Below are 25258 nucleotides of genomic sequence, written 5' to 3'. Positions count from 1 at the left end.
CAGCGGGCCAGGAGGTCAGGACGTCCGGCGGTGGACCAGGACCGGCCGCACGGCCGGCACCGGCGCCGCCGTGCCGGTCTCGATCAGCTCGTGCACCGCGTCCGCGATCTGCGCGGCCGACGGCATGTCCAGCCGGACCGTGGTGAGTGCGGGCTGCTGGAGCGTGGAGAGGACGAGGTCGTCGCAGCCGACCAGGGCGACCTCGTCGGGCACGGTGATGCCCTCGGCCTGCAGCGCGTGCAGCAGCAGGGCCGCGTACTCGTCGTTGTAGGTGAAGGCGGCGTCCAGGCCGAGGCTTCGCCAGCGCCGGGCGAGCGCGCTCGCGGACTCCCGGGTGTAGGACAGTTCCAGCGGGGTGACGGTGGCCATGCGCCGGGCCGCCACCGACTCGGCGCCCGCGAGGCGGGGCTCGGCGAGGGTGCCGAGGCCGCGTTCCTGGGGCATGACGACGCCGATCCGGGTCCGGCCGCGCGCGATGAGGTGCTCGGCCGCGGTGACCCCGATCCGGGTGTGGTCGAAGTCGATGGTGTGCACTCCCGGGACGGGATGGGACGCGAACGCCAGCAGGCCCCGCACCCCCGCCCGGACCAGTACGTCGGCCGCCTGGGCGGTGAAGCGGTCGCCGTCCAGGGCGACGACGGCCGCGGGGCGCAGCTCGGCCCAGGCCCGGGCGGCGTCGAGGGGGTCGGTGAAGCGGCCCGCATGCAGGACAGCCGTGTACCCGTAGCGGTCGAGCTCGCTGTGCAGATCGTCGACCCAGTCGCTGACGAGGCGGCCGATCGCGGAGATCGACGAGGGCATCAGGACGAGGTTGCTGCGGCCTGCGCGCAGGGACCGGGCGGCCGCGTGCGGTACGTAGCCGAGCTGCTTGGCCGCGTCCAGCACCCGGGCACGGGTGCCGGCGCTCACCCGGTGACCCTGGGTGTCGTTCAGGACGAAGGAGACCGTGGCACGCGACACCCCGGCGAGGCGGGCCACGTCGGCGCTGGTGATCGATGCGGGGACGTGTGTGTCTCTGGTCATGACGTCCCTCGACGCTCCTTCTGCTCGGGCCGGGCATCCGATCGGCCCCGGTGTGCGCACCGGCTTCGTTCGGGTGACTCCTTCCTTCTCAGGTTACACGAGTTAAATCAAGGGGGCGGGGGTGTGCAGGAGCCTGGAGGCTCCCGCGAGGTCGTCGAGGGCGGTCACGACCGAGTCGAAGCGCATCGTGGTGCGGGTGCGTGTGTCGTACGGCCGCCACTGCGGCAGGTCGGGATGGTTGGGGTCGCCGGTGCGGACGAAGGCGATCCAGGCCCGGTGCATGGCGTACGCGAGGCCGTCACGGACGGCGGGGGCGAGGCCGGCCAGGAAGGGCGCGTGCGACCACTGGTCGAAGTTGTCGAAGACGAAGGGGAGTTCGAGGCAGTGCGCGGCGCCGAGCCGGCCCTCGTACGCCGGGGTGGGCAGGTCGAACTGGTAGGCCCATACAGGGCTGCCCGTCTCTCCGCGCGCCTCGGCCAGCCGAACCGCCGGCACCCGGAAGAGCTCGTCCGTGATGAGGTCCATCAGGACGTCGGCGGGGCGGGCTCCGGGCCGGGCCCGCTCGTACGCGGCGTACACGCCCTCCGCGGCTTCGCTCCCGAAGGTCTCCGCGATCCGGTCGGTGACCTGCTGCCGGGTGGCGGCGGCGTACCCCTCGTCGAGGGCGAAGCCGAAGTTGGCCTCCTCCCGCGTCCAGCCGATCATGACGTCGACCTCGGCCGCGGCCCCGCTCAGCAGGGCCTCGGCGGGGTGGTCGCAGAGGGTCACTCCGTCGATCACGGGCAGGAAGGGTGTCGGCCAGTACCCCCACCGCATGGTCTGCGCGAACAGCCCGGCGCCGGCGCCGATCAGCTCGGGCCACGGCAGCGTACGCAGCTCCGCCAGGTTCTTGGCCCCGGCCAGCTCCAGGTAGGCGGCGGTGCGCTCCAGGTACGCCGCCGGGCCGGGGAGGTCCAGACCGAAGGGCGGGCTCTGCAGGATCACCCGCCGGATCAGGCCCTCGGTCTGCGGGTGGCCGGCGAGGGCGGCGGTGGACACCGCCCCGCCGGACTGCCCGGCGACCGTGATGCAGTCCGGATCACCGCCGAAGGAGGCGATGTTCTCCTTCACCCAGCGCAGGGCGGCGAGCTGGTCGGTGAGCCAGAAGTTGCCTCCCCCGCCGCCCTCGCCGCCCTCGCCGGCCTCGTCGGCCGCGCCGCCCTCGTCCCCCTGACCGCCTTCCCCGTCACCGGGGTAGAGGTAACCGAGGGGCCCGATGCGGTAGTTGATGCTCACGACGACGAGGTCGCCGTCGCGCGCGAAGGTCTCGCCCGAGTAGCCGGGCAGCGATCCGGAGCCGGACACGAAGCCGCCGCCGTGGATCCAGACCAGGACCGGGCGCCGGCCGTCGTCGACGGCGGGCGTCCAGAGGTTCAGGGTCAGGCAGTCCTCGTCGAAGGGGGGCGACCCGTGCCCGCCGAGCACCGGGTCACCGCCCTCCATGTACATCTGCGGCGCGCTCGGACCGTCGGCGGTGGCATCCCGCGTGCCGCTCCAGCCGGCGTGCGGCCGCGCGGGCCTCCAGCGCAGGTCACCGACCGGCGGGGCGGCGTAGGGCACGGCCCGGAAGACGGTGAGCCCGCCCTCGATCGCGCCGCGCAGGCGGCCTGCGGGCAGGTCCACCACCGTCGGGTCCTGGCCTGGGGGGTGAGGCATGAGCCGTTCCTTCCTCGCTGCCGCGCGCGGGATGCACGCCGCCGACCGAGAGTATGGCGTGAATTTGTCGAACGTCAACGTCGCTCAATAATCTGAGCTCCGGGGTGATGCCTCACAGCCACAGGCTGTTCGAGGCCATCCGCTCCGACTCCGTCTCCAGCAGCGGAGCGAAGGCCCGCCACAGGACGAGGCAGGTTCCGACGCCGACGAGGGCGCCGGCGACGGTGTCGCTGAGCCACTGGGCATGGAGCCAGGTCCGGCTGCCCATCATGGCGAGGACGTACGAGGCTCCGAACGCCCACCACCAGCGTCGCGCACGCGGCGGGAACACCACCACCGCAACGGCGATCACCAGCGTCACCGCGCTGAACACCTGCCCGGACGGGTACGAGCCGTCGTTGACCAGCACCAGCGGGTGCGGCGGACGCGGCCGGTCGGCCAGCTGCTTGAGCGGCAGGAGCACGACGAGGTTGGCGACCACGGTGACCGTGAAGACGAACAGCCCCGAGCGCCAGCGGCCGTAGACGCACAGGCAGCCGATCACCAGCAGCGGCAGGACCATGCCGAGCGGGCCGCCGAGCCGGTCGAGGACGGTGGTGAAGCCGCCCAGGCCGTCACCGCCGGGGGATCCCGCGGCGGCGGAGTCGTTCACCGAGGCCGCCCACCGGTCGTCGAACCCCTGGAAGAAGGGCCGCCGGTCGAGCCGGAGCAGCAACCCGGCCAGCAGCGCGAGGACCAGGAGGGCGACGCCGAGGCCGAGCGCATGACGCGGCGGGGCCGCCGGAAGGTGATGCCGGGGCGGGCGGACCGGCAGGGGCGGCCGGGACGGTGGCACGAAGGAGGGCGAGGGGAACATGGCGGGCCTTTCACGGTCGTCTCCCCAGGCGGTGGGGGCACGCGGAGAGCAGGCACGGGACGGTGGAACGCGAGGGAGGGCGCCGGGGAACGCCCTCGGAAGACGCCATGGGGGACGCCATGGGGCACGTCTTCGGGGTAGGCATCGGGCACGTCTGCGGGATACGGCATCGAGGTGCGGCCGGCAGCCACGGGAACACGGCGGCCGGCGCACGGCACCCGGCGACGCCGGGGCGGGTGGGAAGCCCGTCGGCGACAGGATCGTCGCGGTGCGGCACGGAGTATTGCCGATGCGTCACGACCGCCACAAGAGCAAGAGGGTTTCTCGACACATCTACCGCGTCCGATGGCCGCGACAGGGTGGTTACACGTCATGCCACCCCGAACTCCCCCGACGGTCACGATCTGCACAACGACGCGCCGTAGGACCTGGCGGAGCCCGGAAATGGGTGCTACACAGTGTCCACCGCACTTGGTGACACGTGTAACAACATCACGTTACGAACGGCGTCCGCCACCGCACGTCCCGACGGCGACGCCGTCCCGCGCCCGTTCATGGGCCGCCCCTCTCTCCCTCGCACGCCACCTCCCCGCTCCGTCCCCCGAGGAGTCGTCATGGCCACGCCCGAAGTCGTCGAACCGTCCGTACCCCCGACCGGGGAGCCCGCCCCCCGGCGAGCTCTCCTGCCCCTCCTGCTGGTCGCCAACTCGGCGATGATGGCGCTCTACATGGGCGTCGGCTCCGTCCTGCTGCCCACCCAGGTCGCCGCGATCGCCCCTGACGACAAGGTCGCCGTACTCGGCCTGATCGGCGGCGTCAGCGCGGTCTTCGCCACCGCCTTCAACCCCATCGCCGGCGCCCTCTCCGACCGCAGCGGGCGCCGCAACCCGTGGATCATCGGCGGCGGCCTGGCCTCGCTCGCCCTTCTCGCCGCCCTCGGCAGCGCGACCACCGCGCTGCTCGTCGGCATCGGCTGGTGTCTCATCCAGGCGACGATGAACGTCTTCCAGGCGGCGGTCACCGCGATCGTGCCCGACCGGATCCCCGCCGCCCGCCGGGGCACCGCGTCCGCGCTGGTCGGGCTCGGCCTGCCCATCGGCGGTACGGCCGGCGTGCTCATCGCCTCCCAGACCGCGGACCAGCTGCGCACCGGCTACCTCGTCCTCGGCGCCGTCGTCGCCGGGTCCGCCCTGCTGCTCAGCGTCTTCTGCCGGGACGTCCCGCGCACCGAGCCCGCCGCCGAGGCTCCCGCCCGACCCAAAGGCGCCCAACTGGCCGCGTTCCTCTCGGCCCTGGCCAACCACGACTTCCGGTGGGCCTTCATCGGCCGGGCCCTGATGGTCCTCGGCTACTTCTCCGTCGTCGGTTATCAGCTGTACATCCTCGGCGACCACATCTCGCTGCCCGAGGGACTGACCCCGCCCGCCGCGATGGCCGTCCTCACCCCGGTGTCGATGGTCGCGATGGCCGTCTCCACCGTCGTGGGCGGTCTGCTGTCCGACCGCTGGAACCGCCGCAAGGTGTTCGTCGGCGTGTCGGCGGCCCTCGCCGGGCTCGTCATGGTGGTCCCCGTGATCAGCCCGACCTGGACCGGCATGCTCGTCTTCAGCGCGCTCAACGGGCTCGCCTTCGGCTGCTTCATGGCCGTCGACACCGCGCTCGTCACGCTGGTCCTCCCGCGGGCCGAGGACGCCGCCCGCGACATGGGCGTCCTCAACATCGCGAACGCCGGGCCGCAGATCATCGCCCCGTTCGTCGCCTCGGCCGTCGTCACCGGCCTGGGCGGCTACACCCCGCTCTTCCTCGCCGGCGGGGCCCTCTCGCTGGTCGGCGCGCTCGCCATCCTCCCGATCCGCAGCGTGCGCTGACCCCCTCCCCCGGGCCCGCCCGTCCGCAGCTCCGGCGGGCGCACGCCGAGGGTCGTGCGCCCGCCGGTCCCACCCCTGCCCACCCTCGACTCCCTCCCCTCCCAAGGAGCAACCCTGTGAGACGCAAGCGAGTTCTGCCGCTGGCCGCGCTGCTGCTGTGCACGCCGGCCCTGGCCGGCACGGCCCCGGCGGTCGCCGCGCCGCAGACCGCGCCCGCCGGCCCGTTGCGGATCCTGCTCACCAACGACGACGGCTACAACGCCCCGGGCATCCGCAAGGCCTTCGAGCGGCTGACCGCCGCCGGGCACGACGTCACGATCGTCGCCCCGCTCACCAACCAGAGCGGCACCGGTACGAAGATGCTGAGCGGGCCGTCGATCACGGTGAAGCACCCCGAGCCGAAGGTCTGGGCCGTCGACGGCACCCCCGGCGACTCCGTCGCCTTCGGGCTGGCCGAGGTCTTCGCCGGGAACGCCCCCGACCTGGTCGTCTCGGGCACCAACTTCGGCCCCAACGTGGCCGGTCTCGCCACCCACTCCGGTACGGTCGGCGGCGCCGTCGCCGGGCTGGAGCACGGCGTACCGTCCATCGCGCTGAGCACCGGCGGCGTCACCGCGCCCGACCCCGTCACCACGGTCAACGCCATGGGTCCGACGCTCGACTTCGCGGTCAAGCTGATCGACCGGCTGCGGGCACGGGCCCGGTCCGGCCCGCTGCTGCCCCAGGGCGTCGGCCTCAACGTCAACCACCCGGTGGTCGGCGCGGACGGCAGGGGAACGGCCGCGGGAGTGTCCTCGACCTTCCAGGATCCGCAGACCCTGCTCGAACCGGACTTCACCGACGCGGGCGACGGCACGTGGAAGGTGACCGTCAAGGTCGACCTGCGGCCCGCCGCCAAGGGTGGTGACGTCGAGGCCGTGACCGCCGGCCGGATCGCCGTCAGCCCGATGAACGCCGACTGGAACACCGGGCCGGCCGACCAGGCCGTGACCTCCGCACTGATCGCCGGGCTCCGCCCCTGACGGGTCCCGGCCGGGGCGGGGCCCGCACCCCGCTCCGCCCCGGCCGGACAGGGCCGGATCCACCCCCGGCACGACACCGGATCCACCCCGGCACGACATCGGCACGCACCGGCGACACTCCAGGAGGACGGATGAAGAGGCCCGGAAGACGGCTGCCCTCGGCAAGAGCCCTGCTCGGTACGGCACTTGCCCTGATCGCAGTGCTCGGCTCCGCACCACCCGCGGCGACGGCGGCGCCGTCCGGCGGATCACCGCACCCGGTGGTCACCGTCGCGCAGGGCGCCCTGCGCGGCCAGTCCCGCGACGGCGCGCAGGAGTTCCTCGGCGTCCCCTACGCCGCTCCCCCGGTCGGGGACGCGCGGCTACGGGCCCCCGCGCCCGCGCCCGGGTGGCACGGGGTGCGCGAGGCCACCCGGCAGTCCCCCGCGTGCCTGCAGTTCTCGCCCTTCGGCCTGAGCGATCCGGCGGCCGTCAGCGAGGACTGCCTGTACCTGGACGTGTACCGGCCCCGGACCGCCCGCCCCGGAGCCCGGCTCCCGGTGATCGTCTGGATGCACGGGGGTGCGTACAGCCAGGGGACGGGCACCCAGTTCGGCGGGCGGACCATGGCCGACCTCACGCAGAGCGTGGTGGTCAGCATCAACTACCGGCTGGGGCAGCTCGGCTATCTCGCGCTGCCCGAGCTCGGCCGGGAGAACGCCCTGCGCTCCGGGTCCTTCGGGCTGATGGACCAGCTCGCGGCGCTGCGCTGGACCCGGGAGAACATCGGCGCGTTCGGCGGGAATCCGGGCAGCGTCACGATCTCCGGGCAGTCTGCGGGCAGCGGTTCCGTCTGCGCGCTGCTGGCCGCCCCGCCGGCCGCCGGCCTCTTCCACCGGGCCGTGCTGCAGAGCGGTCCGTGCACGCTGCTGGGTACGCCGGACAGCGCGGACGCCGAGCAACAGGCGCGGTCCTTCGCCGAGCGGGCGGGCTGCACCGCTTCCGCCGGGGTGGCCGCGTGCCTGCGTGCCGCCTCCGGGGCGGCGCTGGTCGAGGCGGCCCGTACGCTGCCCACGCGCGGTCCGGCCTCCGGTGACGGGCTGCTGCCGGTCGCTCCCGCGCAGGCCATCGGGAGGGGTGCGTGGAACAAGGTGCCGGTGCTGATCGGGAGCACCCGCTCCGAGGCCCGCTTCTTCGTGGCGCTGACGCAGCCGTACCTGACCGCCGAGCAGTACACGGCGCAGATCCTGGCCGGTCACGGGGCGGCCGGGCCCGAGGTGCTGGCGCGCTATCCGGTGGCGAAGTACGGCTCGCCGTATCTGGCGCTGTCCGCGGTCATGACGGACTCGACCTTCGCGTGCCACACCGCGTGGACGGCGCAGCTGTTCGCGGCCCAGGTGCCGACGTACGTCTACGAGTTCGACGACCCGCGGTCGCCGACGCTGGCGGGCGCGCAGGTGCCGGGCCTGGACGAGTCGAACGCGCACAGTGCGGAGCTGGCCTATCTGCACGACTTCACGATGGGCGAGCGCCCGCTGACGCCGGTGCAGGTCACGCTCGGGAACCGGATGAAGCGCTACTGGGCGGCGTTCGCCCGCTTCGGCGCCCCTGTGGTGGCGGGCCAGACCCCGTGGCCGCCGACCGGAGCCGGAGCCGGAGACGGAGATGCCACGGTGCTCACCCTGGACCCGGCGGCGACGCGGACGACCACGTCCTTCGGGGCGGACCACAGTTGCGCGTTCTGGCGGACGCAGCCTCCGCAGCGGCTCTGATTCCCCGCCCCGGCCGACCGGTCGGGAAGTAGAATTGGATCATCGGGGAGGGGGTCCGGATGGACCGGAACATACGCACGGTCGAGGACGTGCTGAGGCTGCTGGACGGCCTCTTCGCACCGGAGGCCGACCGTTGGACGGCCGACGGGGCGTCCTGGTGGGACGGTTTCTACGCGGACCGCTCCAAGCCGGTCCCGTTCTTCGTGCCGAAGCCCGACGAGAACCTGGTCGCGTACCTCGACCGCGGCCTGATCACCCCGGGCCGCGCCCTCGACCTGGGCTGCGGTCCGGGCCGCAACGCCCTGTACCTCGCCTCCCGGGGCTTCGAGGTGGATGCCGTGGATCTGTCGCCGACGGCCGTCGCCTGGGGCGAGGAGCGGGCCCGCGAGGCGGGGGTCGCGGTCAGGTTCCACCGCGGGAACGCCTTCGACCTCGCCGCGACCACGCTGAGCGGCCCGTACGACCTGATCTACGACTCGGGCTGCTTCCACCACCTGCCGCCCCACCGCCGCATCAGCTATCTCGCCCTCCTCGAACGGTCCCTCGCGCCCGGCGGCCATCTCGCACTCACCTGCTTCGCCGCCGGCGCGATGGGATCCGAGATCCCCGACGAGGAGTTCTACCGTGAGGCGGGCCTCCAGGGTGGACTCGCCTACACCCCGGAGTCCCTGCGGGCGATCTTCGGCGACCTGACCGAGGTCGAGCTGCGCCGGATGCGGGACGAGCCCGCCGGGTCCCCGCTCTTCGGCGAGCCCTTCCTCTGGACGGCCCTGCTCCGCCGCCCCGCCGGGTCATGGCCCTGAGGCGTGTCCGGCAGGGCTCGTGCTCTCAGTGGAGCTGCTGGGTGCCGACGCTGTCATGGACGAAGACGGACCGGGTGTCGGTGGAGGGGTAGCTCTCCTTCAGGGTGAAGGCCTGGGGCGTGCCGCCTGCAGGGGAGTCCGGGGCTTCGAAGTGCAGGACGTAGGTCTTGGAGGTGGCTGTCTCGCTCTCCAGCTGCAGCCAGCCCACGACGTCGGCAGCCGGAAAGGTACCGGTCGCGGTGATGGTGGTCTTCGTGGTGCCCTGCTGGAAGGCGAAGGTGGCCGTGCCGAGGTCCAGACGCTTGCGGGCGCCGTCCTTCCAGCGCTGGAAGAGTGTGATCCACTCCTCCGGCCATGGGCCGCCGGTCGCTGTGGGCGGCATGTCGCTCTTCAGCCGCCCCAGGATGTCGTCGGCATTCGCCACGACGTCGTCGTAGTCCCACAGATCGAATGCGAAGCCCATGTGGGCCTTGTCGGTGGCGCGGAACATCGGCCGGATGTGGAGCTCGAACACGGGAGTGCGCATGCTAGCCGTACACCTCCATCAGAACGCTGTTGAGTGTGATCTCCCCGATCAGCTCGGGTGGTTGCTGTGGCTCACCCTGCGGCGTGGGGGAGGCCGTGTACCGGAGCGTCAGCAGGTGCTCCTCGGCTTCGGCCGTGGCGGCGAGTACGGTCGTCACGTCGAAGCGTGCGGTGACCACGGTCGTGTGGTCGTGCGGCTCCGTTCCGTGTTCCGGGTGGCCGTGGTCGTGTCCGGGGTGTCCGGTGCCCGCGCTGTGCGGGTGGGCCTGCCACATCGCCAGGTACCCGATGTCGAAGCGCTTTGCGAACTCCTCGTCGTCGCGCCGGTACGGGATGTCGACCGGATGGAAGAACGCCCGGAGCACATAGCTCCCCGTCAGGGGGATCTTCACCCCCTCCAGGCGCAGGCCCACGCGCCTGCCCGCTGCCGCGTGCGACGCGGCCGCAGCGACACCGAACTGCACCTGTCCCTTCTCGCGCAGCTCCGTCACGAGCCCGGCCCCGGACACCGGAGTGAGCGGGACCGTCTCCAGGATCGGAGGCGGGAGGGGGAGAGGGGTGGGCGGAGCGAGTACGTCGAACGCGACGTCGAGCTGATCGGTGTACTCGTACCGGTAGCCCAGCGCCAGCGTGTCGGCGAAGTCCGCGACCTTGTGTTTGGGCTGCGTCAGGAAGCCGCGCAACTTGCTCTGCGGGGAGGTGGGGGCGGGCATCGCGTGGCGCCGCTGCCATTCGGCCCAGAGCAGGTCGACGAAGCAGTGGAAGCTGAAGTAGATCGGGTCCATCGCGGCCGTGGTCGGGGTCGCCATCAGGCCGCCGATGAAGTTGGGATGCATGTAGTCGTGCGGGCCCCGCTCCAGCCGGCCCTTGTTGCCGATCGGCGAGCCCTTCACGTAGCCGCCGAACTCGGCCTGGCCGGTCTCGTGGAGCACGATGTCGAGGGTGTTCGCCGGCAGCGGCGTCGACAGGTTCTCGTTGCGACCGGAGTCCAGGCCGGGCTGCGAGAACGCGGCCGGGAACTTGCCCGTCGCCTGTGGGTGGATCCAGTCCCAGTACGGCACGGTGACATCCGCGGTTCTCGGCGGGTCCGCCGCCTGCAGCAGCTTCTCGAAGTAGTACAGGTGAGCCCGGTGCCACGGCAGGAACAGGTCGCTGCCGTGTTCGCACGGGCCGACGGACCCGTCGTTGTGGAGCGCAGCCTGGAAGTCGTACCCGCTCACGTCGTCCGGATCGGCGGTCGAGCGGGCGCGCAGGATATCGATCGCATGGATGTAGTCGCTCAGCTCGCTCGGGCTCAGGGAGTTGATGTCCCGTCGGCTTCTGACCATCGCTCCACCTTCGGTTCGGCTCTCCCTATACGTATCAGCAGGAGCGCTGTGGTGCGCGTCACAGGTGTGGCGTGTCCGTGCGGAGAGAGCTGATCTTCGTGTCGTAGCAGGTCGCCCGCCGCAGGCGGCCGCGGTGTTCGTGGTCGCGGGCCTCGAAGCGGCCTGCCCCGATCGGGTGAACCGTTGCGGGGCTCGCCCGCACCTCGCCCGCCCGGCCTCCCGGACGGATACCGTTTCAGCCTGTCTGTATACATATGAGGCAGGTGTGGCATGACCCAGGTCCTTGAGTACGAGAGCAATGCCATCGTCGAGCTGCTGGGTGTTCTCCCCGCGGACCGCGATGCGGAATGGCTGAAGAACTCCCTTCAGCAGGCGATCATGGTGGAGATCGCGACCATCGGTCCGTACGCGAGCGCCCTGTGGTCGATCAAGGAATCGAATACGGCGGTCGCCAAGAACATCCGGGAGATCATCTTCGATGAGATGACCCATATGGGACTGGTGTGCAACATGCTCACCACCATCGGAGGGACTCCGGTCCTCGCGGATCCCAAGGTGGTGCCGAAGTACGAGCGCGCGCTGCCGGGGGGCGTGCGGCCCGAACTCATCGTCTTCCTGGAGGGGCTGACCAAGGACTCGGTCGAGATGTTCTCCGAGATCGAGCGCCCGGATCGCCCGGTCGCCCAGTTGGCAGCCTTCGCCACCATCGGGGCCTTCTACACCGAGATCGAGGAGGCGTTCGAGACTCACCAGCACCTGATCAGCGGCGACCGGCAGATCGAGTTCTCCCTTGAGAACCACGGCCAGGGCAACAAGATCGTTCCGCTCGACAGCATCGAGAAGGTGCGAGCCGCGATCGAGATCATCAAGGAGCAGGGCGAGGGCACCTCCGCCTCACCCGAGAACCCCTTCCCCGGCAAGCCCGGCGAGCTGGCGCACTTCTACGTGTTCCGGGAGATGTTCCGCGGCAAGAAGCTGATCAAGGTGTCGGAGAATCCGGTCGTCTGGGACTTCAAGGGCGACGATGTCCCACTGCCCCCGGCCTTCCCCATGGGGCGGGTGCCGGAGGGTGGTTGGGCCAACGGTGGGCCGAACGCGCCCACGCCCGAGGTTCAGCAGGTGCTCGCAGCGTTCAACGCACATTTCAGCGAAATGCTGCGGGCGCTGCAGGCAGCCTGGCTGACGGGTGACTCGGACATGCTGTTCCCGGCGATCGGCCACATGGGCGGGATGCGCACCGAGGCGCAGAAGCTCGTCCAGCTGGAGCTGCCCGACGGCAGCGGGAAGACCTACGGGCCGGAGTTCCTGTACGTCGAGGAGTGAGATCCTGCTGCCTTCCGGCAGCGACCGGACCCGCTCCGGCACCCGTTCCGGGCCGGTTCGGCTCTTCCCCAGGCCCGCCAGGGGCACGGGGAAGGACGCCCGGCCTAGGCCGGGCGTCGCTGCGCCCACGGCCGGACCTCCTCCAGTTGCGCCGCGACCCTCAGGAGGGTCACCTCGTCGTCCCGGCGGCCGACGAGTTGGACGGCGAGCGGCAGTCCGTCCTCGCCGAGGCCCGCCGGGACGGAGGCCGCCGGGTGTCCCGTGACGTTCCACAGTGCGGTGTAGGCGACCATCGGGCGCGAGCGCGCCAGCGCCGTCAGCAGCCCGGCACCGTCCAGCGCGCCCACCCGGCGCGGGCGCTCGGCGACGACCGGGGTCAGCAGCAGGTCCATGGTGGTGAACATGCGGTCGGCGCGCTCCGCCAGCCGCTCCCCCGCCCGGATCCCGCGCTCCACGGCCGACTCGGGGACCAGCCGGGCGAGCGCGAGGGTCTGTCGGGTGCGCCGTTCCAGCAGGTCGGGGCGCTCGACGGCGTCGGCCTCCGCCCGCACCCCACCGCAGAACTGCGCGGCGAACGGGGCTGTCGCGTCGGGGTAGCGGGGGTCGACCTCCCGTACGTCGTGGCCCAGTTCGCGCAGCGCCCGTACGGACTCCAGGACGGCCCCGACGTGTTCCGGATGCGGGCGCACCCCGGGCACGGCCGGCTTGACGGAATAGCCGATGCGCAGCCGGCCGGGCGGGGTCTCCAGGGCCTGCACCCAGCTGGTGGTCGCGGGGCGGGCGCTCCAGCGGTCGGTGGGGGTGGTGCCGGCGAGCACGTCGTAGAGCAGCGCGGCATCGCCCACGCTGCGGGTCAGCGGCCCGACGGTGCCGAGGGCGTACCAGAGGTGCGGGTTCGGGGCGGTGGAGACCCGGCCGCGCTGGGGTTTGAGGCCGAACAGGCCGCAGCAGGCGGCCGGGATGCGGATGGATCCGCCGCCGTCGCCGCCGAGGGCGGCCCCGACCAGTCCGGCCGCTACGGCGGCGGCGCTGCCGCCACTGGAGCCGCCGGGGGTGCGGGTGGTGTCCCAGGGGTTGCGGGTGTGACCGTGGGCGGCGGATTCGGTGAAGGGCCACTGGCCGAACTCGGGCATCGTCGTCTTGCCGATGACGACGGCTCCGGCGGCGCGCAGGCGGCGTACCGCTTCGGAATCGGCGGTGACGGGGGTCCGGTTGGCGGATCCGCCGAAGGTGGTGACCTGGCCCGCGACGTCCAGTTCGTCCTTGACGGCGATGGGCACGCCGTGGAGCGGACCGGTCGGCTCCGTCGCGTCACGGGCGTCGGCCTCGGCGAGGGCCTGCTCGGCGAGGACGACCCGGAAGGCTCCGAGGACGGCATCGGTCCGGGCGATGCGGCGCAGCGCGGCCTCGACGAGGGCGCGTGAGGTGGTCTTGCCGGTGCGCACCAGCTCGGCCTGGCGTGCGACCCCCTGGAACATCAGCTCCGCGTCGTCCCGGTCCTGTTCGTGCCGTCGTACGCCGTCTTCTGCCACGGACACCCTTTTCCCCTTACCTCTCGGTAACTCCGGTGCAAGGCTGGTGTCCCGGCGCTCGCGCGTCAACCCCGGCAGAGGTGGCGGTGGCGAACGGACGGATCAGGCGTGCCGGGCGGCGCACCTACAGGGGGTAGCCGTCGGGGATCTTCCCGCAGGGCGCGTGGACACGGAAGACGAGCGTCCCGGTGTGCTTGTACCAGTCCACATGGACCTGGTCGCCGGTGTCCCGGTTCTCGAACCGGAAGCCCGTGGTGGAGAGGTTCTGGCTGATGAGCTTCCAGCCCTCCTGCGAGAGCCGGGAGCGGAGGCGCTCCTGAGCGGTCCGGGCGGTGTCCTCCGGGATGCCGGTCGTCTCCTTTTCGAGGCTGAAGGTCCGGACGTCCGGGCGGCTCTCGTCGATGTGGGCGAGGGAACGCAGTCCCCGGTAGTAACAGGCTCCCGTTTCCATCCGGCCGGGCAGCAAGCGGTGCCCGGCGGGCAGGGCCAGATCGTTCTCGACGCGCTCGGCCTCCGCGCCGAGCCGTGTGGCGACGACATGGGGATCGACCTCGGGGTACGGTGCGCCGTTCCACAAGCGGTACGCACCCCAGCCGGTGAGGAGACAGCACAAGACACCCCCGAGCGCCAGCGCCGCGAAGACAGGACGAGAACGCGGGCGGCGGGGCGGGCGCGGGGGCGCTGCCGGGGAGAAGGACCGTACGGAAGGCATGGTCCGAAGCGTAGGGGGACGGGTCGCGCGGCATATCGGGGCCGGTACTCAGGCCGGCGTGAGTACCCGCCTCATCCGTCCGGCACGACCGGTCGTGCCGGACGGATGCGGGTGACGTCGTCCGGGGTCGGTCAGGACGCCGTGGCCGGGCGCGGGCGGCGGCCGCGGAAGCGGAGCACGGCGACGGCAGAGGCGGTGAGTGCCGCCACGGCGGCCGCCAGCGTCAGGAGCCAGAGCGGGACGCCGCCCACCGTGAGGAGTTCGTCGTGGTAGATCGCCCTGCGGTACGGGGTGTCCTTGGCGGTGGCGCGCAGTTCGTGGTCGGCGTCGATGCGGCTCGGCACGGGGAACCGCTGGTCGATGGCGGTGAGGAAGACGGGCTCGGCGCCCGCCAGTTCGGCGAGCGGGCCGGTCTCGGGGTGGACGGTCCCCGCGAAGGTCACCTCGGGTGCGGAGCCGCCGATCGGGGAGGCGGGCTCCATGCGGTGGTCGGCGAGGACGTACAGGCCGAGGGACTGCGGTGTCTTCGCCATCCGGGAGAGCCGCATCGGGTAGACCAGCCGGTCGCTGTCGAAGCGGATCCTCAGCGGGTCCAGGTCGCCGCGCAGCGGCTTGTCCCCCGCGCGCGGGGCGAGCCGTACCGCCACGTACTCCCAGTGCTGGTCCACGTACGGCTTGACCTCGGTGGCGAGGCGGTCGGGGAGCTTGAATCCGTTGCTCTCCAGCCAGTTCCTCAGGGCGTCCGGGTCCGTGGCGGTGAGCCGTGCGACGTCGAAGTCACCGAGCTGCTCACGGCCGACGACGCCGACGGGTGGCGCGGCTGCGCCGGGCGCCGGGGCTCCGGCGCTGTCCCCCATGCCCGAGGAGAAGGGCCAGTCGTGGTTGCGCGGCCAGAAGTAGCCGCGGGTCTTGTGCTCGGGCCGGGTGAGCCGGCCCAGTTCGTCGAACATCGCGCCGTCGCCGAGCTCCACCGTGGCCCGGCTCGGTACCGGCATGATCCAGGCGGCACGGTGGGCGTCCCCGCCGACGGTGAACCGCATGACGATCTGCTCCGTGCGGCCGTCGAAGCGCACGACGGAGGTCTCCCGGTCGACGCCGATCCGGGACTGGCCGTCGGGAATCATGGCCCCGCACCCGCACGCGTAGGCGGGGTTGACCAGTGCGCCCAGCTGGGTCATGAGCAGGGCGGACAGCAGGGCCGGAATTCTTCGTTTCATCCTCACGGGGTCTGTGACGAAGGCCCCGCAGATCCGGTTCCGACCCCCCTCGCCGACCGCTGCGACCTGGCCTCATACTGTGCCCCATGACGGGGAGCGAGAAGCGGCAGCAGGCTCTGCTGCGCCGGTCCGCGGTGCTGCGCAGCCCGCTGGTTCCGGATGCCGTGGTGGTGGAGATCGCGCGGCACGACTGGGAGTCCATCGAGTGCGGCTGCGGCCGTTCGGCGGGCCATCTGGTGGACGCGGTGCGGGATGCCGCCGAGGGGCATCCCTCCGCGTTCCACGCGCTGGAGGGGCATGTCTTCTTCGCGGAGCACCTGAAGCCGCCCGCCCCGGCGGTGTGCGGTGTCCTGATGGCCGTGTGGGCCGCGTACCCGCCCCGGCGGGCGACCCGCGAAGCCCTGCTGTGGACCCTGCTCGCCCTGCTGTGCACGGTGGACGACGGCGGCACCCACGAGGCCGGACTGCACGGGCAGTGCGCCGCCTTCATCCGTACGGGTGTGGACGGCTTCCGCCGTGAGATCGCCGCCGACCCGGGCTCGGGGACCGCCGCCTACGCGGAGGGCATCCTGGACATCCTCGGCCTGCCGGCCTGAGTGCGGGTGTCAGCCGGCCGCCGTCAGACAGCGCCGCAGCCGGGCCACGGTGACGTCCTCCAGGGACTCGGCGAAGGTCCGCGGCGGTGACGCCGGGACCGCCAGCAGGGACGGGACCACCAGGACCGCGCAGCCGGCTGCCTCCGCGGAGGCGGCGCCGTCCGGCGAGTCCTCCACCGCGACGCAGGCCGTCGGTGCGAGGCCGAGGCGCCCGGCGGCCTCCTGGTACGGGTCCGGGTGCGGTTTCGTGCGGGCGGTGTCGTCGGCGGACAGGGTGAAGGCGAAGGGGACATGGGCCAGGGAGCCCCCGACCACCGAGTCGACGACGACCCTCGGTGACGCGCTGACGAGGGCGAAGGGCACGCCCTCCGCCTCCAGGGCGGTCAGCAGCCGCTGGGCGCCGGGCCGCATCGGCGCCCCGGCCTCCACCCCGCGGAAGAAGCTCTCGGTGAGCGCCGCCGCCACCTCGGACGGGTCTCCCCCTCCCGAGACCCGTACGAGGTGGGCGGCGGTGTCCTCGACCGCGCGCCCGACGACGTCCGGCGCGTCCGCGTCGGTGAGCCGGTGGCCGAGGCCGCCCGCTATCTCCTCGGTGGTGCGCCACCACAGCACCTCGGTGTCGACGAGGGTGCCGTCCATGTCGAACAGGACCGCGGCGAGGGCGCTCACGCGGAGCCGGCCACGACGAGCACGGGCCGCTGCGCCAGTCCCACGGCGGCCCGCGCTCCCGGCACCAGGGCTCCGGCGTCCCGCGAGGGCAGGTCGGCCTTGACGGTCACCCCGCCCGGCAGTTCCAGGTGGAGCCGGGTCACGGAGCCGAAGAAGGAGGCGGAGACCACGGTGGCCGTGCCCTCGGCTTCGGCGGTGACGGTGACGTTCTCGGGGCGGACGAGGACCTGTACCCGCGGCGTGGTGGGGACCGGGCCGTCGACGGGCAGGCGCGCTCCGGCCACCTCGACGAGGCCGGATCCGGCGAGGCGTCCGGGCAGCCGGTTCATGGTGCCGACGAACTCGGCGACGAAGGGGGTGGCCGGGCGGTCGTACAGCTCGGCCGGGGCGGCGCACTGTTCCAGCTTCCCGGCGTTCAGGACGGCGACCCGGTCGGCCATCGACAGGGCTTCCTCCTGGTCGTGGGTGACGAAGACGGTGGTGATGCCGAGGGAGAGCTGCAGGCGCCGGATCTCCTCGCGCAGGTTCGCCCGTACCTTGGCGTCGAGTGCGGAGAGCGGCTCGTCGAGCAGGAGTACGCGCGGGCGCAGGGCGAGGGCGCGGGCGAGTGCGACGCGCTGCTGCTGGCCGCCGGACATCTGGTGCGGGTAGCGGTCGCCGTGGTCGGGCAGGCCGACCAGGTCGAGGAGTTCGGCGGCGCGTTCGCGGCGCTCGGCCGCGCCGACCTTGCGTACCCGCAGGCCGAAGGCCACGTTGTCGCGGGCGCTCAGGTTCGGAAAGAGGCTGTAGGACTGGAAGACCATGCCGGCGTCGCGGCGGTTGGCCGGGACCCGGGTGATGTCCTGTCCGTCGACGAGGACCTCGCCGGAGTCGGGCTGTTCGAAACCGGCGACGACGCGCAGGGCGGTGGTCTTCCCGCAGCCGGACGGGCCGAGCAGGGCGAGGAGTTCACCGGGTTCGACGGTGAGGTCGAGCCCGTCGAGGGCGACGGTGGACCCGAACGCCCTGCGCAGGCCGCGGAATTCGACGCGCGCGCCCGCGGGCCGGTCGGGATCGGCCGGCTTCCTGGCCGCGGGAAGGGTGGTGGGCGTGGTGGACATGGGCTCAGGACTCCTTGCGGGAGGTGGTGGCGGGTGCGGCCGCGGCCGTGGAGGGGGTGGTCCCGGCGCGGGAGAGGGCGATCAGCAGCAGCCAGGTGATCAGGAGGCTGAGGATGGAGACGGCCACCGACATCCGGGCCTGCGCTCCGGAGATCGAGACGATCCACACGGCGAAGGGCTGGAACCCGAGGAGGGAGGCGATGGTGAACTCGCCGAGCACCAGGGCCAGGGTGAGGAAGGCGGCGCCGGCGAGCGAGGCCCGCAGGTTCGGCAGCAGCACGCGCAGGACGACGTACGGCCAGCTCGCGCCGCAGCTGCGGGCCGCCTCGACCAGGGTCGGTACGTCGACGGCGCGCAGGCCCGCGTCGAGCGAGCGGTAGACGAAGGGGAGCGCCAGGACCGTGTAGGCGAGGACCAGGACGACGGGGAACTTCTCGTTCTGGACGGCGATGAAGGTCTGGTACAGCGGGGTCCGTGACAGGTGTTCCGGTCCCCAGCGCAGCACGGTGGTGATTCCGGTGACCAGCGCGATCGGCGGCACCACCAGCGGCAGCATGCACATGACCTCGACGACCGGGCGCAGTCGCGGGGAGCCGATGCGTACGGCCACCAGCGCGGGTACGGCGAGCAGCAGCGACAGGGCGATGGTCGCGGCGGCGAGGCCGAGGGAGAGCAGCAGGCTCTCGGTGAAGCCGTCGGCGGAGAGCAGCTCGGTGTACGCCTCGAAGGTGACGCCCTGGCCCGGCACGTGCACGGTGAACACGAACGAGGCGACGAGCGGGGCGAGGAAGTAGGCGCCGGCGAGGGCGAGGACGGCTCCGCGCCAGATCCTGGGGCGGGGCCGGCGGGCCGGGGTCCGTACGGGGGCTCCGGCCTCCGGCGCTTCCGTGTCCCGGGCGCTGTCGGGGTACCGGGTGGTCGGGGTCATCGCAGCCATCGGGCGCTCCGTCGCTGGAGGGGCAGGTAGACCGCCATGACCAGGCCGGCGATCAGGATCATGTCGAGGCCGAGGGCGAGCGCCACGTTCTCCTGGCCGGTGAGCACGTTCCCGGACAGCGCGTCCGCGATCTTGAGCGTGACCAGGGGGACGGAGCCGCCGACAAGGGCCGCGGCCGTGGCGTGGGCGGCGAAGGCGGTCCCGAAGAGCAGCACGAACCCGCCGAGGAGGGAGGGGGCGAGCACGGGCAGGCCGACATGGCGCCAGAACTGCCATCCGGTGGCCCCGCTGCTCTGGGCGGCTTCGCGCCATTGCGGGCGCAGTCCGTCCAGCGCCGGGGCGATCACCAGCACCATCAGCGGGATCAGGAAGTACAGGTAGACCACCGTGAGGCCGGTGAAGGAGTACAGGTTCCAGCCGAGCTCGGTGAGGTCGGCGAGCTGGGTGACGACGCCGGAGATCCCGACGGTGGCGATGAAGGCGAACGCGAGGGGTACGCCGCCGAAGTTGGCGAGCACCCCGGAGGCGGTCAGCGCGGCGCTGCGCAGGCCCGCGGAGCGGGAGGTGACCACGGCCTGGGCGATCACGACGCCCAGGACGCCGCCGACGAGTGCGGTGAGGGCGGAGAGCTGGACGCTGCCGATGAGGGAGCCGAGGTAGGGGCCCTGGAGGGAGCGCGCGAGGTGCTCGCCGGTCACCTGGGTGGCGCCGCTCGCCGGATCGGTGCGGGTGACCGCGCCGTAGGCCATGGCGCCGAGCGGGATGCCGAAGCAGAGCCCGGTGAAGGTGAGCAGCGGGAGGGTCGCGAGCCAGGTGCGCGGGCCGCGCCGCCGGCGGCGGGTGCCGCCGGCGACGCGGGGGTCGGTGGTGGAGGACATCAGGAGAGGGCCTTGTCCCACTTCTCGGCGAGGGTGGCCTTGGCCTTGTCGAGCTCTTCGGAGGCGGGGAAGGCCGGGGTGCCCTGGACCTGCGGGAGCTTGGCGACGGCGGCCTGGTCGGCGGTGCCGTCCTGGGTCATGCCGGGCAGCAGGACCGGGCGGGCGTAGCCCTTCAGCCAGAGGTTCTGGCCCTCGGCGCTGTAGAGGAACTCCAGCCACAGGCGGGCGGCCGCCGGGTTCGGGGCCTCCTTGTTGATGGCCTGCGAGTAGTACTGGGCGTAGACGCCGTCGGTGGGGACGGCGACCTTCCAGTCGACGCCCTTGCCCTTGAACTGGTCGGCGTAGCCGGCGTTCAAGTAGTCCCAGTCGATGGAGATGGGCGTCTCGCCCTTCTCGACGGTGGCCGGCGTGGACTCGACCGGGATGAAGTTCCCGCTCTTCTTCAGCTGGCCGAAGAAGTCGATGCCGGGCTGGATGTCGGCGAAGGAGCCCTTGTTGGCGAGGGCGGCCGCGTAGACGCCGCCGAAGGCCGAGCCGGATTTGGTGGGGTTGCCGTTGAGGGCGACCTTGCCCTTGTACTCGGGCTTGAGGAGATCGGCGAAGGTCTGCGGGCAGGTGGGGATGCGGGCGGCGTCGCAGCCGATGGAGATGTAGCCGCCGTAGTCGTTGGTCCAGCGGCCGTCCGTGTCCTTCTGGGCGGCGGGGATCTTGTCCCAGGCGGTGACCTTGTACGGGGCGAAGAGGTTCTCGGCCGCGCCGCTGCGGGCGAAGGCGATCCCGAGGTCCAGGACGTCGGGGGCGCGCTTCTGGCCCTTGCGGGACTTGACGGCGGCGATCTCGTCGGAGCTGGAGGCGTCCGGGTTCTCGCTGTTCACCTTGATCTTGTACTTGGCCTCGAAGGCCTTGATGATCTCGCCGTAGTTCGCCCAGTCCGGCGGCAGCGCGATCACGTTGAGCTCGCCCTCCTTCTGCGCGGCGGCGGCGAGGGCCTCCAAGGAGCCGAAGTCGGCGACCGAGGTCGCGGCGCCCGGCTGCACGCCGTTCTTGGCGCCGTCGGCGCCGCCGGACTTCTGGTCGGGGGCGGCACCACACGCGCTGAGCGTGGTGAGTACGGCGGCGCTGAGCAGAACGGCCGCACCGCGACGGGCGGAGGAACTGAGCACGGTCTCTCCCGGAGACGAAGGTGGGTTCACTTGTCTGAACAAGTTGGCTCCAGTTCGCCCGGGCCCTCTGTACGGACGGTGAACGGCGCCTGTCTCCGGGAGCACGGCTCGAAGAAGAGAGAAGAATGACCGGAAGGAGCCGTGACAGAACCTGTTGCAATGATCATGGGAGACCGGTGCACAGTGATGCGGCACGGCGCCGCCGGCACACGGCGATCAGGGGGCGAAGGGCATGAGTACGAGCGCGGGAACGGCCAGGTACCTGGAGATCGCCGAGGCGCTGCGGCGGGAGATCCTCTCGGGCGAGCTCCCGGTGGGGGCGCACCTGCCCTCGGAGAGCGACCTGGCCGCGCGCTGGTCCGCATCGCGCGGGACGGTCCGCCAGGCGGTGGCCACCCTCGCCGCGGAGGGGCTGATCGGCTCCCGCCAGGGCGCGCGGCGCATCGTCCTGCGCCGGGAGCGCCGGCACAGCTTCGGCGAGCTGAACAGCTTCGCCCAGTGGGCCGAGGGACTCGGGCACCGGGCCGCCAGCCGCTTCCTGTCCCGCACCCGCAGGCCCGCCACGGCCGAGGAGTCGGACCGGCTCGCACTGGCCCCCGGTACGGAGATCGTGGCCGTACTGCGGCTGCGGCTGCTCGACGGGGAGCCCACCATGGTGGAGCGGACCGCGTACGCCGACTGGGTCGCGGCGGCCGTCGAGGCACTGCCGGTGGACTGCCGCTCCGTCATGGACAGCCTGGCCGAGGGTTCGGGGGTCACCGCCCACTACGGCGAGCACCTCATCGACGCGCTTCCGGCCGGCAGCGAGGACGCCCGGCTGCTGGAGATCCGGCGCGGCAGCCCGCTGCTGCGCCAGCGGCATGTCTCCGCGACGGCCACGGGCCGCCCGATCGAGTGGTCCGATGACCGGTACCGGGCAGGCAGCGTGACCTTCAGTGTGAGCAACTCTTCGGTAGCAACTCCCTTGGAGCGGCGCGTCGGAGACCAGTGACGGTGTCAGCCGGCGGCGCGCCGGGCCTCGGCGATCGCCCCGGGCAGCCAGTCGGCGACGCGTCCGAAGCCGAAGCCCAGGGCCGAGGCCCGGCCGTTGTCCATGGCGTAGGCACGGTCGAAGGAGAAGGGCGAGGCGGCGGCGCCCTCCCCCACCACCCGGTACCGCGGGTCGCGTCCGATCTGTGCCGCGACCGCCTCGCAGAGCGCGATCACGTCGGGCGCGCCGTGCGAGGCCGCGTTGACGGGCCCGGTGAAGGTCTGCTGCGCCGTCCAGTGCAGGAATGCGGCCATCTCGTGGTGATGGATGAACGAGGTGGCGTACGGGGCTTCGTGGACGTCGACGGGGCTTCCGGCGCCGATCCGCCCGACGTAGTGCGCGAGCCGCCCGGTGAACTCCGCCGGGCCCCCGCCGAGGACGTGCGCGGCGCGCACGCTGACGTACGGGAAGGCGGGGTCCCGCAGGAAGACGGCCTCGGCCTGCCGCTTCCCCTCGGCGTAGACGTACGCGGGCCAGGGCCCGGGCGCACGGCCCGTCGCCCCCGCGAGCGGCAGCCGCGCCGGGTCGAGCGAAGCCTCGGTGACGGAGGCGGCAGGGGCAGCGGCGGGGCCGGCGGGGAGCGTGGCCGGGTCGTAGACCTCCATCGTCGAGGTCATGACGTAGCGCCCGGTCCGCCCGGCGAACACCCGCCGGGCGACTGCGGCCTGGAGCGGTGTGTAGCAGACCTGGTCCACGACCACGTCGAATTCGCGGGGGCCCAGTGCCGCGCGCAGCGCCTCCTCGTCGTCGCGGTCGGCGACCAGGCGGTCCACTCCGTGCGGTGGTGCGCCGGAGCCCCGGTTGAGCACGGTCACCTCGTCGCCCGCCTCGCGCGCCCGGCTGACCAGGGTCTTTCCGAAGTACCGGCTGCCGCCGATGACAAGAATTCGCTTCATGCGCTCGACTGTGCCGCTGTATCGTCCCCCGCGGAACCGACCAGCTGCTGAACGCATCGTAAGGAAAACTGATGATCGATGTGCACCGGCTGCGCGTCCTTCGGGCGGTGGCCGAGCACGGCAGCTTCAACCGGGCCGCCGGTGCACTGATGTTGACCCCGTCGGCCGTCTCGCAGCACATCGCGGCGCTGGAGCGCACGGTCGGCCACCCCGTGGTGGTGCGCAGTACGCGCGGCGTCACCCTCACCGAGCCCGGCCGGCTGCTGGTGGAGGCCGCCGAGTCGATCTCCGCCGAGCTGGACCAGGTCCGCCACGCGATCGACCGGCTCACGGCGGAGCGTCCGCGCCTCACCGTCGCCACCTTCACCAGCGGGGGCCGGCACCTGCTGCCCGCGGCGCTGCCCCGGTTCGTGGAGGCGCATCCGGAGGTGGAGCTGACGGTGCTGGAGAGCGAGCCGGAGGGCGCGGCGGCAATGGTGCGCGGCGGAGCGGCCGATCTCGCGCTGGCCTACCACTTCGACGGGCCGCCGCCCGTGCGTCCGGGTGAGCGCCCGGGGCTCGACTGGGTTCCGCTGATGGAGGATCCGCTGTGGCTGGTGCTGCCGCCCGGCCACCGTCTCGCGGACCGGTCGTCGGTGGGTCTGGCCGAACTGGCTTCCGACCGCTGGGTGCTGGGCTGCCTCAGGACGGAGGCCTTCCTGCGCCGGTACGCGGAGCTCGCCGGTTTCGGCCTCCGGGTGGCGGCCTCCACCACCGACTACTTCTTCGCGCAGACCCTGGTCGCGGCCGGGGTCGGGGTCTCCCTGGTCCCGCACGTCTCGCTCACCACGACCGGGGAGTCGACCGCGGTCCGCGTCGAACCCCCGCGTCCCGCGCGGCACATCGGGCTGATCCTCCCCCGGCGGCGACGCCCGCACCCTCATACCGAGGCGTTCGCCGCCGCCCTGACCGCGGCCGCCGCCTCGCCCCGCACACCGACCGGAGAGCGCCCTTGAACCATCTTCTGTGCGGACTGGCAGCCAATCCGGCACTGCCGCCCGAACTGGTCGACCGACTGCTGACGCGCGCGCTGAAGGAGGCGGGGACCTGCCCCGACCGGGACTACGCCGACGAACTGCTCCACGATCTGACCGACCGCACCGATCTGCGCCGCGACCAGGTGCTGGCGCTCGCCGCGTACGCGAGGAGCACCGCCGTGCCCCTCGCCTACAGAGGGACGCTCACCGCCGCCGACGTGGATCCCATGTCCTGGCCGTACGCGGCCATCGCCCTGATCGACGAGGGCCGCGGGCACCCCGAATGGCCCCGCCTCCTCGCGGCGCACCCGGACGCCGAGATCCGCTGGAAACTGGCTTCCTGCCCCGGCCTGCCGCCCGACGTCGTGGACCTGCTCGCCGCCGACCCGGATGTGGAGGTGGTGGAGGAAGTGGCCCGCTGGACGGAGTCACCCGTCACCGCCCGCCTCGCTCACCACCCGGACCCCCGGGTCCGCATCGCGGTGGCGTTCAACCCCACCACCCCGCTCGAAGCCGTCCTCGCCCTGGCCGAGGACCCCGAACTTCCCCTGCAATGGGCGCTGTCCGAGCGCACGGATCTGCCACAGGCGCTCTACGCCCGACTGGCCACCGACCCGAACGACGGGGTCCGGGCCGCGTACGCGCGCAACCCCGGGGTCGGCCAGGAGCTGATCCGCGTCCTGGCCGCCGATCCGGAGATCGAGGTACGGCGCGCCGTCGCGGAGCATCCGCACGTGCCGCTCGACCTGCTGGCCGAGCTGGTCGTAGGCGACCGGGCGGCGTGGAACCCGCTGCCGCGGATCTCCGCCGCCACGCCGGCCGAAATCGCCGAGCTGGCCTGCTCCCGCCACGCGGCCGTACGGATGCTCGTGGCGCAGCGGCGCGACCTGCCCCCGCACTTGCGCGAAGCGCTGGCGGTCGATCCGGACGCGTCCGTGGTCAGGGCCGTCGCACGGCACCCCGGCCTGTCCGAGGAGCTGCTGCGGGCCATGGTCGCGCGGCACGGCGCGCAGGTCCTCGCCGCGGTGGCCGCCAACCCGGACGCGTCCGGTCCGCTGCTGGAGTACCTGACGCAGCACCGACCGGGTGTGCGCAAGGTGCTCAAGGAGGTCGCCGAGCACCCCCACGCGACCGGCCCGGCCCTGCTCGCCTGCCTGGCGGACCGGACGGCCCGGCCGCTGGCCGCCGCCCACCCGGCGCTGCCGCCCGAGGCCATCACCGGGCTGCTCGCCGACGAGGACCACTGGGTGGCGAGGGAGGCGGCGGGCAACCCCTCACTGCCGCGCGCCGTGATGCTGGAACTGGTGCCCTGACGGCC

At 72.6% G+C, this 25258-nt stretch carries 23 protein-coding genes; 9 read left to right on the top strand and 14 right to left on the bottom strand.

Going from position 1 to position 25258, the window contains the following annotated elements:
• Positions 1-15: 15 nt before the first annotated feature.
• From KO717_RS33770 to KO717_RS33760, 3 genes are all read right to left on the bottom strand, one after another.
• Entirely contained in the window at positions 16-1023 is a 1008-nt protein-coding gene (locus KO717_RS33770) for a LacI family DNA-binding transcriptional regulator (RefSeq protein WP_301373257.1), read from the bottom strand.
• A gap of 102 nt (positions 1024-1125) precedes the next feature.
• Positions 1126-2718, bottom strand: coding sequence for a carboxylesterase/lipase family protein (locus KO717_RS33765; protein WP_301373255.1), 1593 nt, complete (start codon positions 2716-2718; stop codon positions 1126-1128).
• A gap of 112 nt (positions 2719-2830) precedes the next feature.
• Positions 2831-3574: a phosphatase PAP2 family protein gene (locus KO717_RS33760; RefSeq protein ID WP_301373254.1), complete on the bottom strand. Its 744-nt coding sequence runs from the start codon at positions 3572-3574 to the stop codon at positions 2831-2833.
• Positions 3575-4188: 614 nt separating this feature from the next.
• Here KO717_RS33760 and KO717_RS33755 point away from each other — a divergent pair.
• The 4 genes from KO717_RS33755 (at position 4189) to KO717_RS33740 (ending at position 9018) form a co-directional block, all read left to right on the top strand.
• Positions 4189-5442 (top strand): MFS transporter, encoded by a 1254-nt coding sequence (locus KO717_RS33755; protein ID WP_301373253.1) that lies wholly within the window; start codon positions 4189-4191, stop codon positions 5440-5442.
• Between the two features lie 116 nt (positions 5443-5558).
• On the top strand, positions 5559-6464 hold the full coding sequence (surE, locus tag KO717_RS33750) for a 5'/3'-nucleotidase SurE (RefSeq protein ID WP_301373251.1): 906 nt from the start codon (positions 5559-5561) through the stop codon (positions 6462-6464).
• A 131-nt stretch (positions 6465-6595) separates the two neighbouring features.
• The gene (locus tag KO717_RS33745) at positions 6596-8215 is read left to right on the top strand and encodes a carboxylesterase/lipase family protein (RefSeq protein ID WP_301373249.1); all 1620 of its coding nucleotides are present in this window, start codon (positions 6596-6598) and stop codon (positions 8213-8215) included.
• Positions 8216-8274: 59 nt separating this feature from the next.
• Positions 8275-9018, top strand: coding sequence for a class I SAM-dependent methyltransferase (locus tag KO717_RS33740; protein WP_301373247.1), 744 nt, complete (start codon positions 8275-8277; stop codon positions 9016-9018).
• 25 nt (positions 9019-9043) lie between these two features.
• On the opposite strand, the gene KO717_RS33735 is transcribed toward KO717_RS33740, so the two are convergent.
• Both KO717_RS33735 and KO717_RS33730 read right to left on the bottom strand, forming a co-directional pair.
• Entirely contained in the window at positions 9044-9544 is a 501-nt protein-coding gene (locus tag KO717_RS33735; RefSeq protein WP_301373245.1) for a hypothetical protein, read from the bottom strand.
• A gap of 1 nt (position 9545) precedes the next feature.
• A complete protein-coding gene (locus tag KO717_RS33730; protein ID WP_301373244.1) occupies positions 9546-10871 on the bottom strand; it encodes a tyrosinase family protein in 1326 nt (441 codons plus the stop codon).
• 270 nt (positions 10872-11141) lie between these two features.
• On the opposite strand from KO717_RS33730, the gene KO717_RS33725 reads away from it, so the two are divergent.
• Positions 11142-12194 carry a ferritin-like domain-containing protein gene (locus KO717_RS33725; protein ID WP_301373242.1) on the top strand — a complete coding sequence of 351 codons (1053 nt, stop codon included), beginning with the start codon at positions 11142-11144 and terminating at the stop codon, positions 12192-12194.
• A gap of 104 nt (positions 12195-12298) precedes the next feature.
• Here the strand turns inward: KO717_RS33725 and KO717_RS33720 are convergent, their stop codons facing one another.
• The 3 genes from KO717_RS33720 to KO717_RS33710 form a co-directional block, all read right to left on the bottom strand.
• Entirely contained in the window at positions 12299-13732 is a 1434-nt protein-coding gene (locus tag KO717_RS33720; RefSeq protein ID WP_301373240.1) for an amidase, read from the bottom strand.
• A 118-nt stretch (positions 13733-13850) separates the two neighbouring features.
• On the bottom strand, positions 13851-14438 hold the full coding sequence (locus KO717_RS33715; protein ID WP_301373238.1) for a hypothetical protein: 588 nt from the start codon (positions 14436-14438) through the stop codon (positions 13851-13853).
• Positions 14439-14569: 131 nt separating this feature from the next.
• On the bottom strand, positions 14570-15655 hold the full coding sequence (locus KO717_RS33710) for a DUF2330 domain-containing protein (RefSeq protein ID WP_301373237.1): 1086 nt from the start codon (positions 15653-15655) through the stop codon (positions 14570-14572).
• 86 nt (positions 15656-15741) lie between these two features.
• Between KO717_RS33710 and KO717_RS33705 the strand changes: the two genes are divergently transcribed.
• Positions 15742-16251 (top strand): hypothetical protein, encoded by a 510-nt coding sequence (locus KO717_RS33705; protein ID WP_301373235.1) that lies wholly within the window; start codon positions 15742-15744, stop codon positions 16249-16251.
• Between the two features lie 9 nt (positions 16252-16260).
• Here KO717_RS33705 and KO717_RS33700 read toward each other — a convergent pair whose 3' ends face one another.
• Genes KO717_RS33700 through KO717_RS33680 form a run of 5 tightly spaced genes read right to left on the bottom strand, consistent with a single transcriptional unit; the run spans position 16261 to position 20998 of the window.
• Positions 16261-16920: an HAD family hydrolase gene (locus tag KO717_RS33700; protein ID WP_301373234.1), complete on the bottom strand. Its 660-nt coding sequence runs from the start codon at positions 16918-16920 to the stop codon at positions 16261-16263.
• On the bottom strand, positions 16917-18020 hold the full coding sequence (locus KO717_RS33695; protein ID WP_301373232.1) for an ABC transporter ATP-binding protein: 1104 nt from the start codon (positions 18018-18020) through the stop codon (positions 16917-16919). Before KO717_RS33695 ends, KO717_RS33700 begins: the two co-directional genes overlap by 4 nt.
• Positions 18021-18024: 4 nt before the next feature.
• Complete coding sequence (locus tag KO717_RS33690) at positions 18025-18948, bottom strand: ABC transporter permease (RefSeq protein WP_437184667.1); 924 nt, start codon at positions 18946-18948, stop codon at positions 18025-18027.
• Positions 18945-19835 carry an ABC transporter permease gene (locus KO717_RS33685; RefSeq protein WP_301373228.1) on the bottom strand — a complete coding sequence of 297 codons (891 nt, stop codon included), beginning with the start codon at positions 19833-19835 and terminating at the stop codon, positions 18945-18947. Before KO717_RS33685 ends, KO717_RS33690 begins: the two co-directional genes overlap by 4 nt.
• On the bottom strand, positions 19835-20998 hold the full coding sequence (locus KO717_RS33680) for an ABC transporter substrate-binding protein (RefSeq protein WP_437184611.1): 1164 nt from the start codon (positions 20996-20998) through the stop codon (positions 19835-19837). Before KO717_RS33680 ends, KO717_RS33685 begins: the two co-directional genes overlap by 1 nt.
• 232 nt (positions 20999-21230) lie before the next feature.
• Between KO717_RS33680 and KO717_RS33675 the strand changes: the two genes are divergently transcribed.
• The gene (locus KO717_RS33675; RefSeq protein WP_301373227.1) at positions 21231-21989 is read left to right on the top strand and encodes a GntR family transcriptional regulator; all 759 of its coding nucleotides are present in this window, start codon (positions 21231-21233) and stop codon (positions 21987-21989) included.
• A 5-nt stretch (positions 21990-21994) separates the two neighbouring features.
• Here KO717_RS33675 and KO717_RS33670 read toward each other — a convergent pair whose 3' ends face one another.
• Positions 21995-22924 carry an NAD-dependent epimerase/dehydratase family protein gene (locus KO717_RS33670; RefSeq protein WP_301373225.1) on the bottom strand — a complete coding sequence of 310 codons (930 nt, stop codon included), beginning with the start codon at positions 22922-22924 and terminating at the stop codon, positions 21995-21997.
• 71 nt (positions 22925-22995) lie between these two features.
• Between KO717_RS33670 and KO717_RS33665 the strand changes: the two genes are divergently transcribed.
• Positions 22996-23919: a LysR family transcriptional regulator gene (locus KO717_RS33665; protein ID WP_301373224.1), complete on the top strand. Its 924-nt coding sequence runs from the start codon at positions 22996-22998 to the stop codon at positions 23917-23919.
• The gene (locus KO717_RS33660; protein ID WP_301373222.1) at positions 23916-25253 is read left to right on the top strand and encodes a hypothetical protein; all 1338 of its coding nucleotides are present in this window, start codon (positions 23916-23918) and stop codon (positions 25251-25253) included. The genes KO717_RS33665 and KO717_RS33660 overlap by 4 nt, the downstream gene beginning before the upstream one ends.
• Positions 25254-25258 lie beyond the last annotated feature (5 nt).

The organism is Streptomyces xanthophaeus (assembly GCF_030440515.1).
GTDB lineage: Bacteria > Actinomycetota > Actinomycetes > Streptomycetales > Streptomycetaceae > Streptomyces > Streptomyces kutzneri.
The sequence above is the reverse complement of the archived record's forward strand: the minus strand, read 5'-3'. Positions and strand labels throughout refer to the sequence as shown.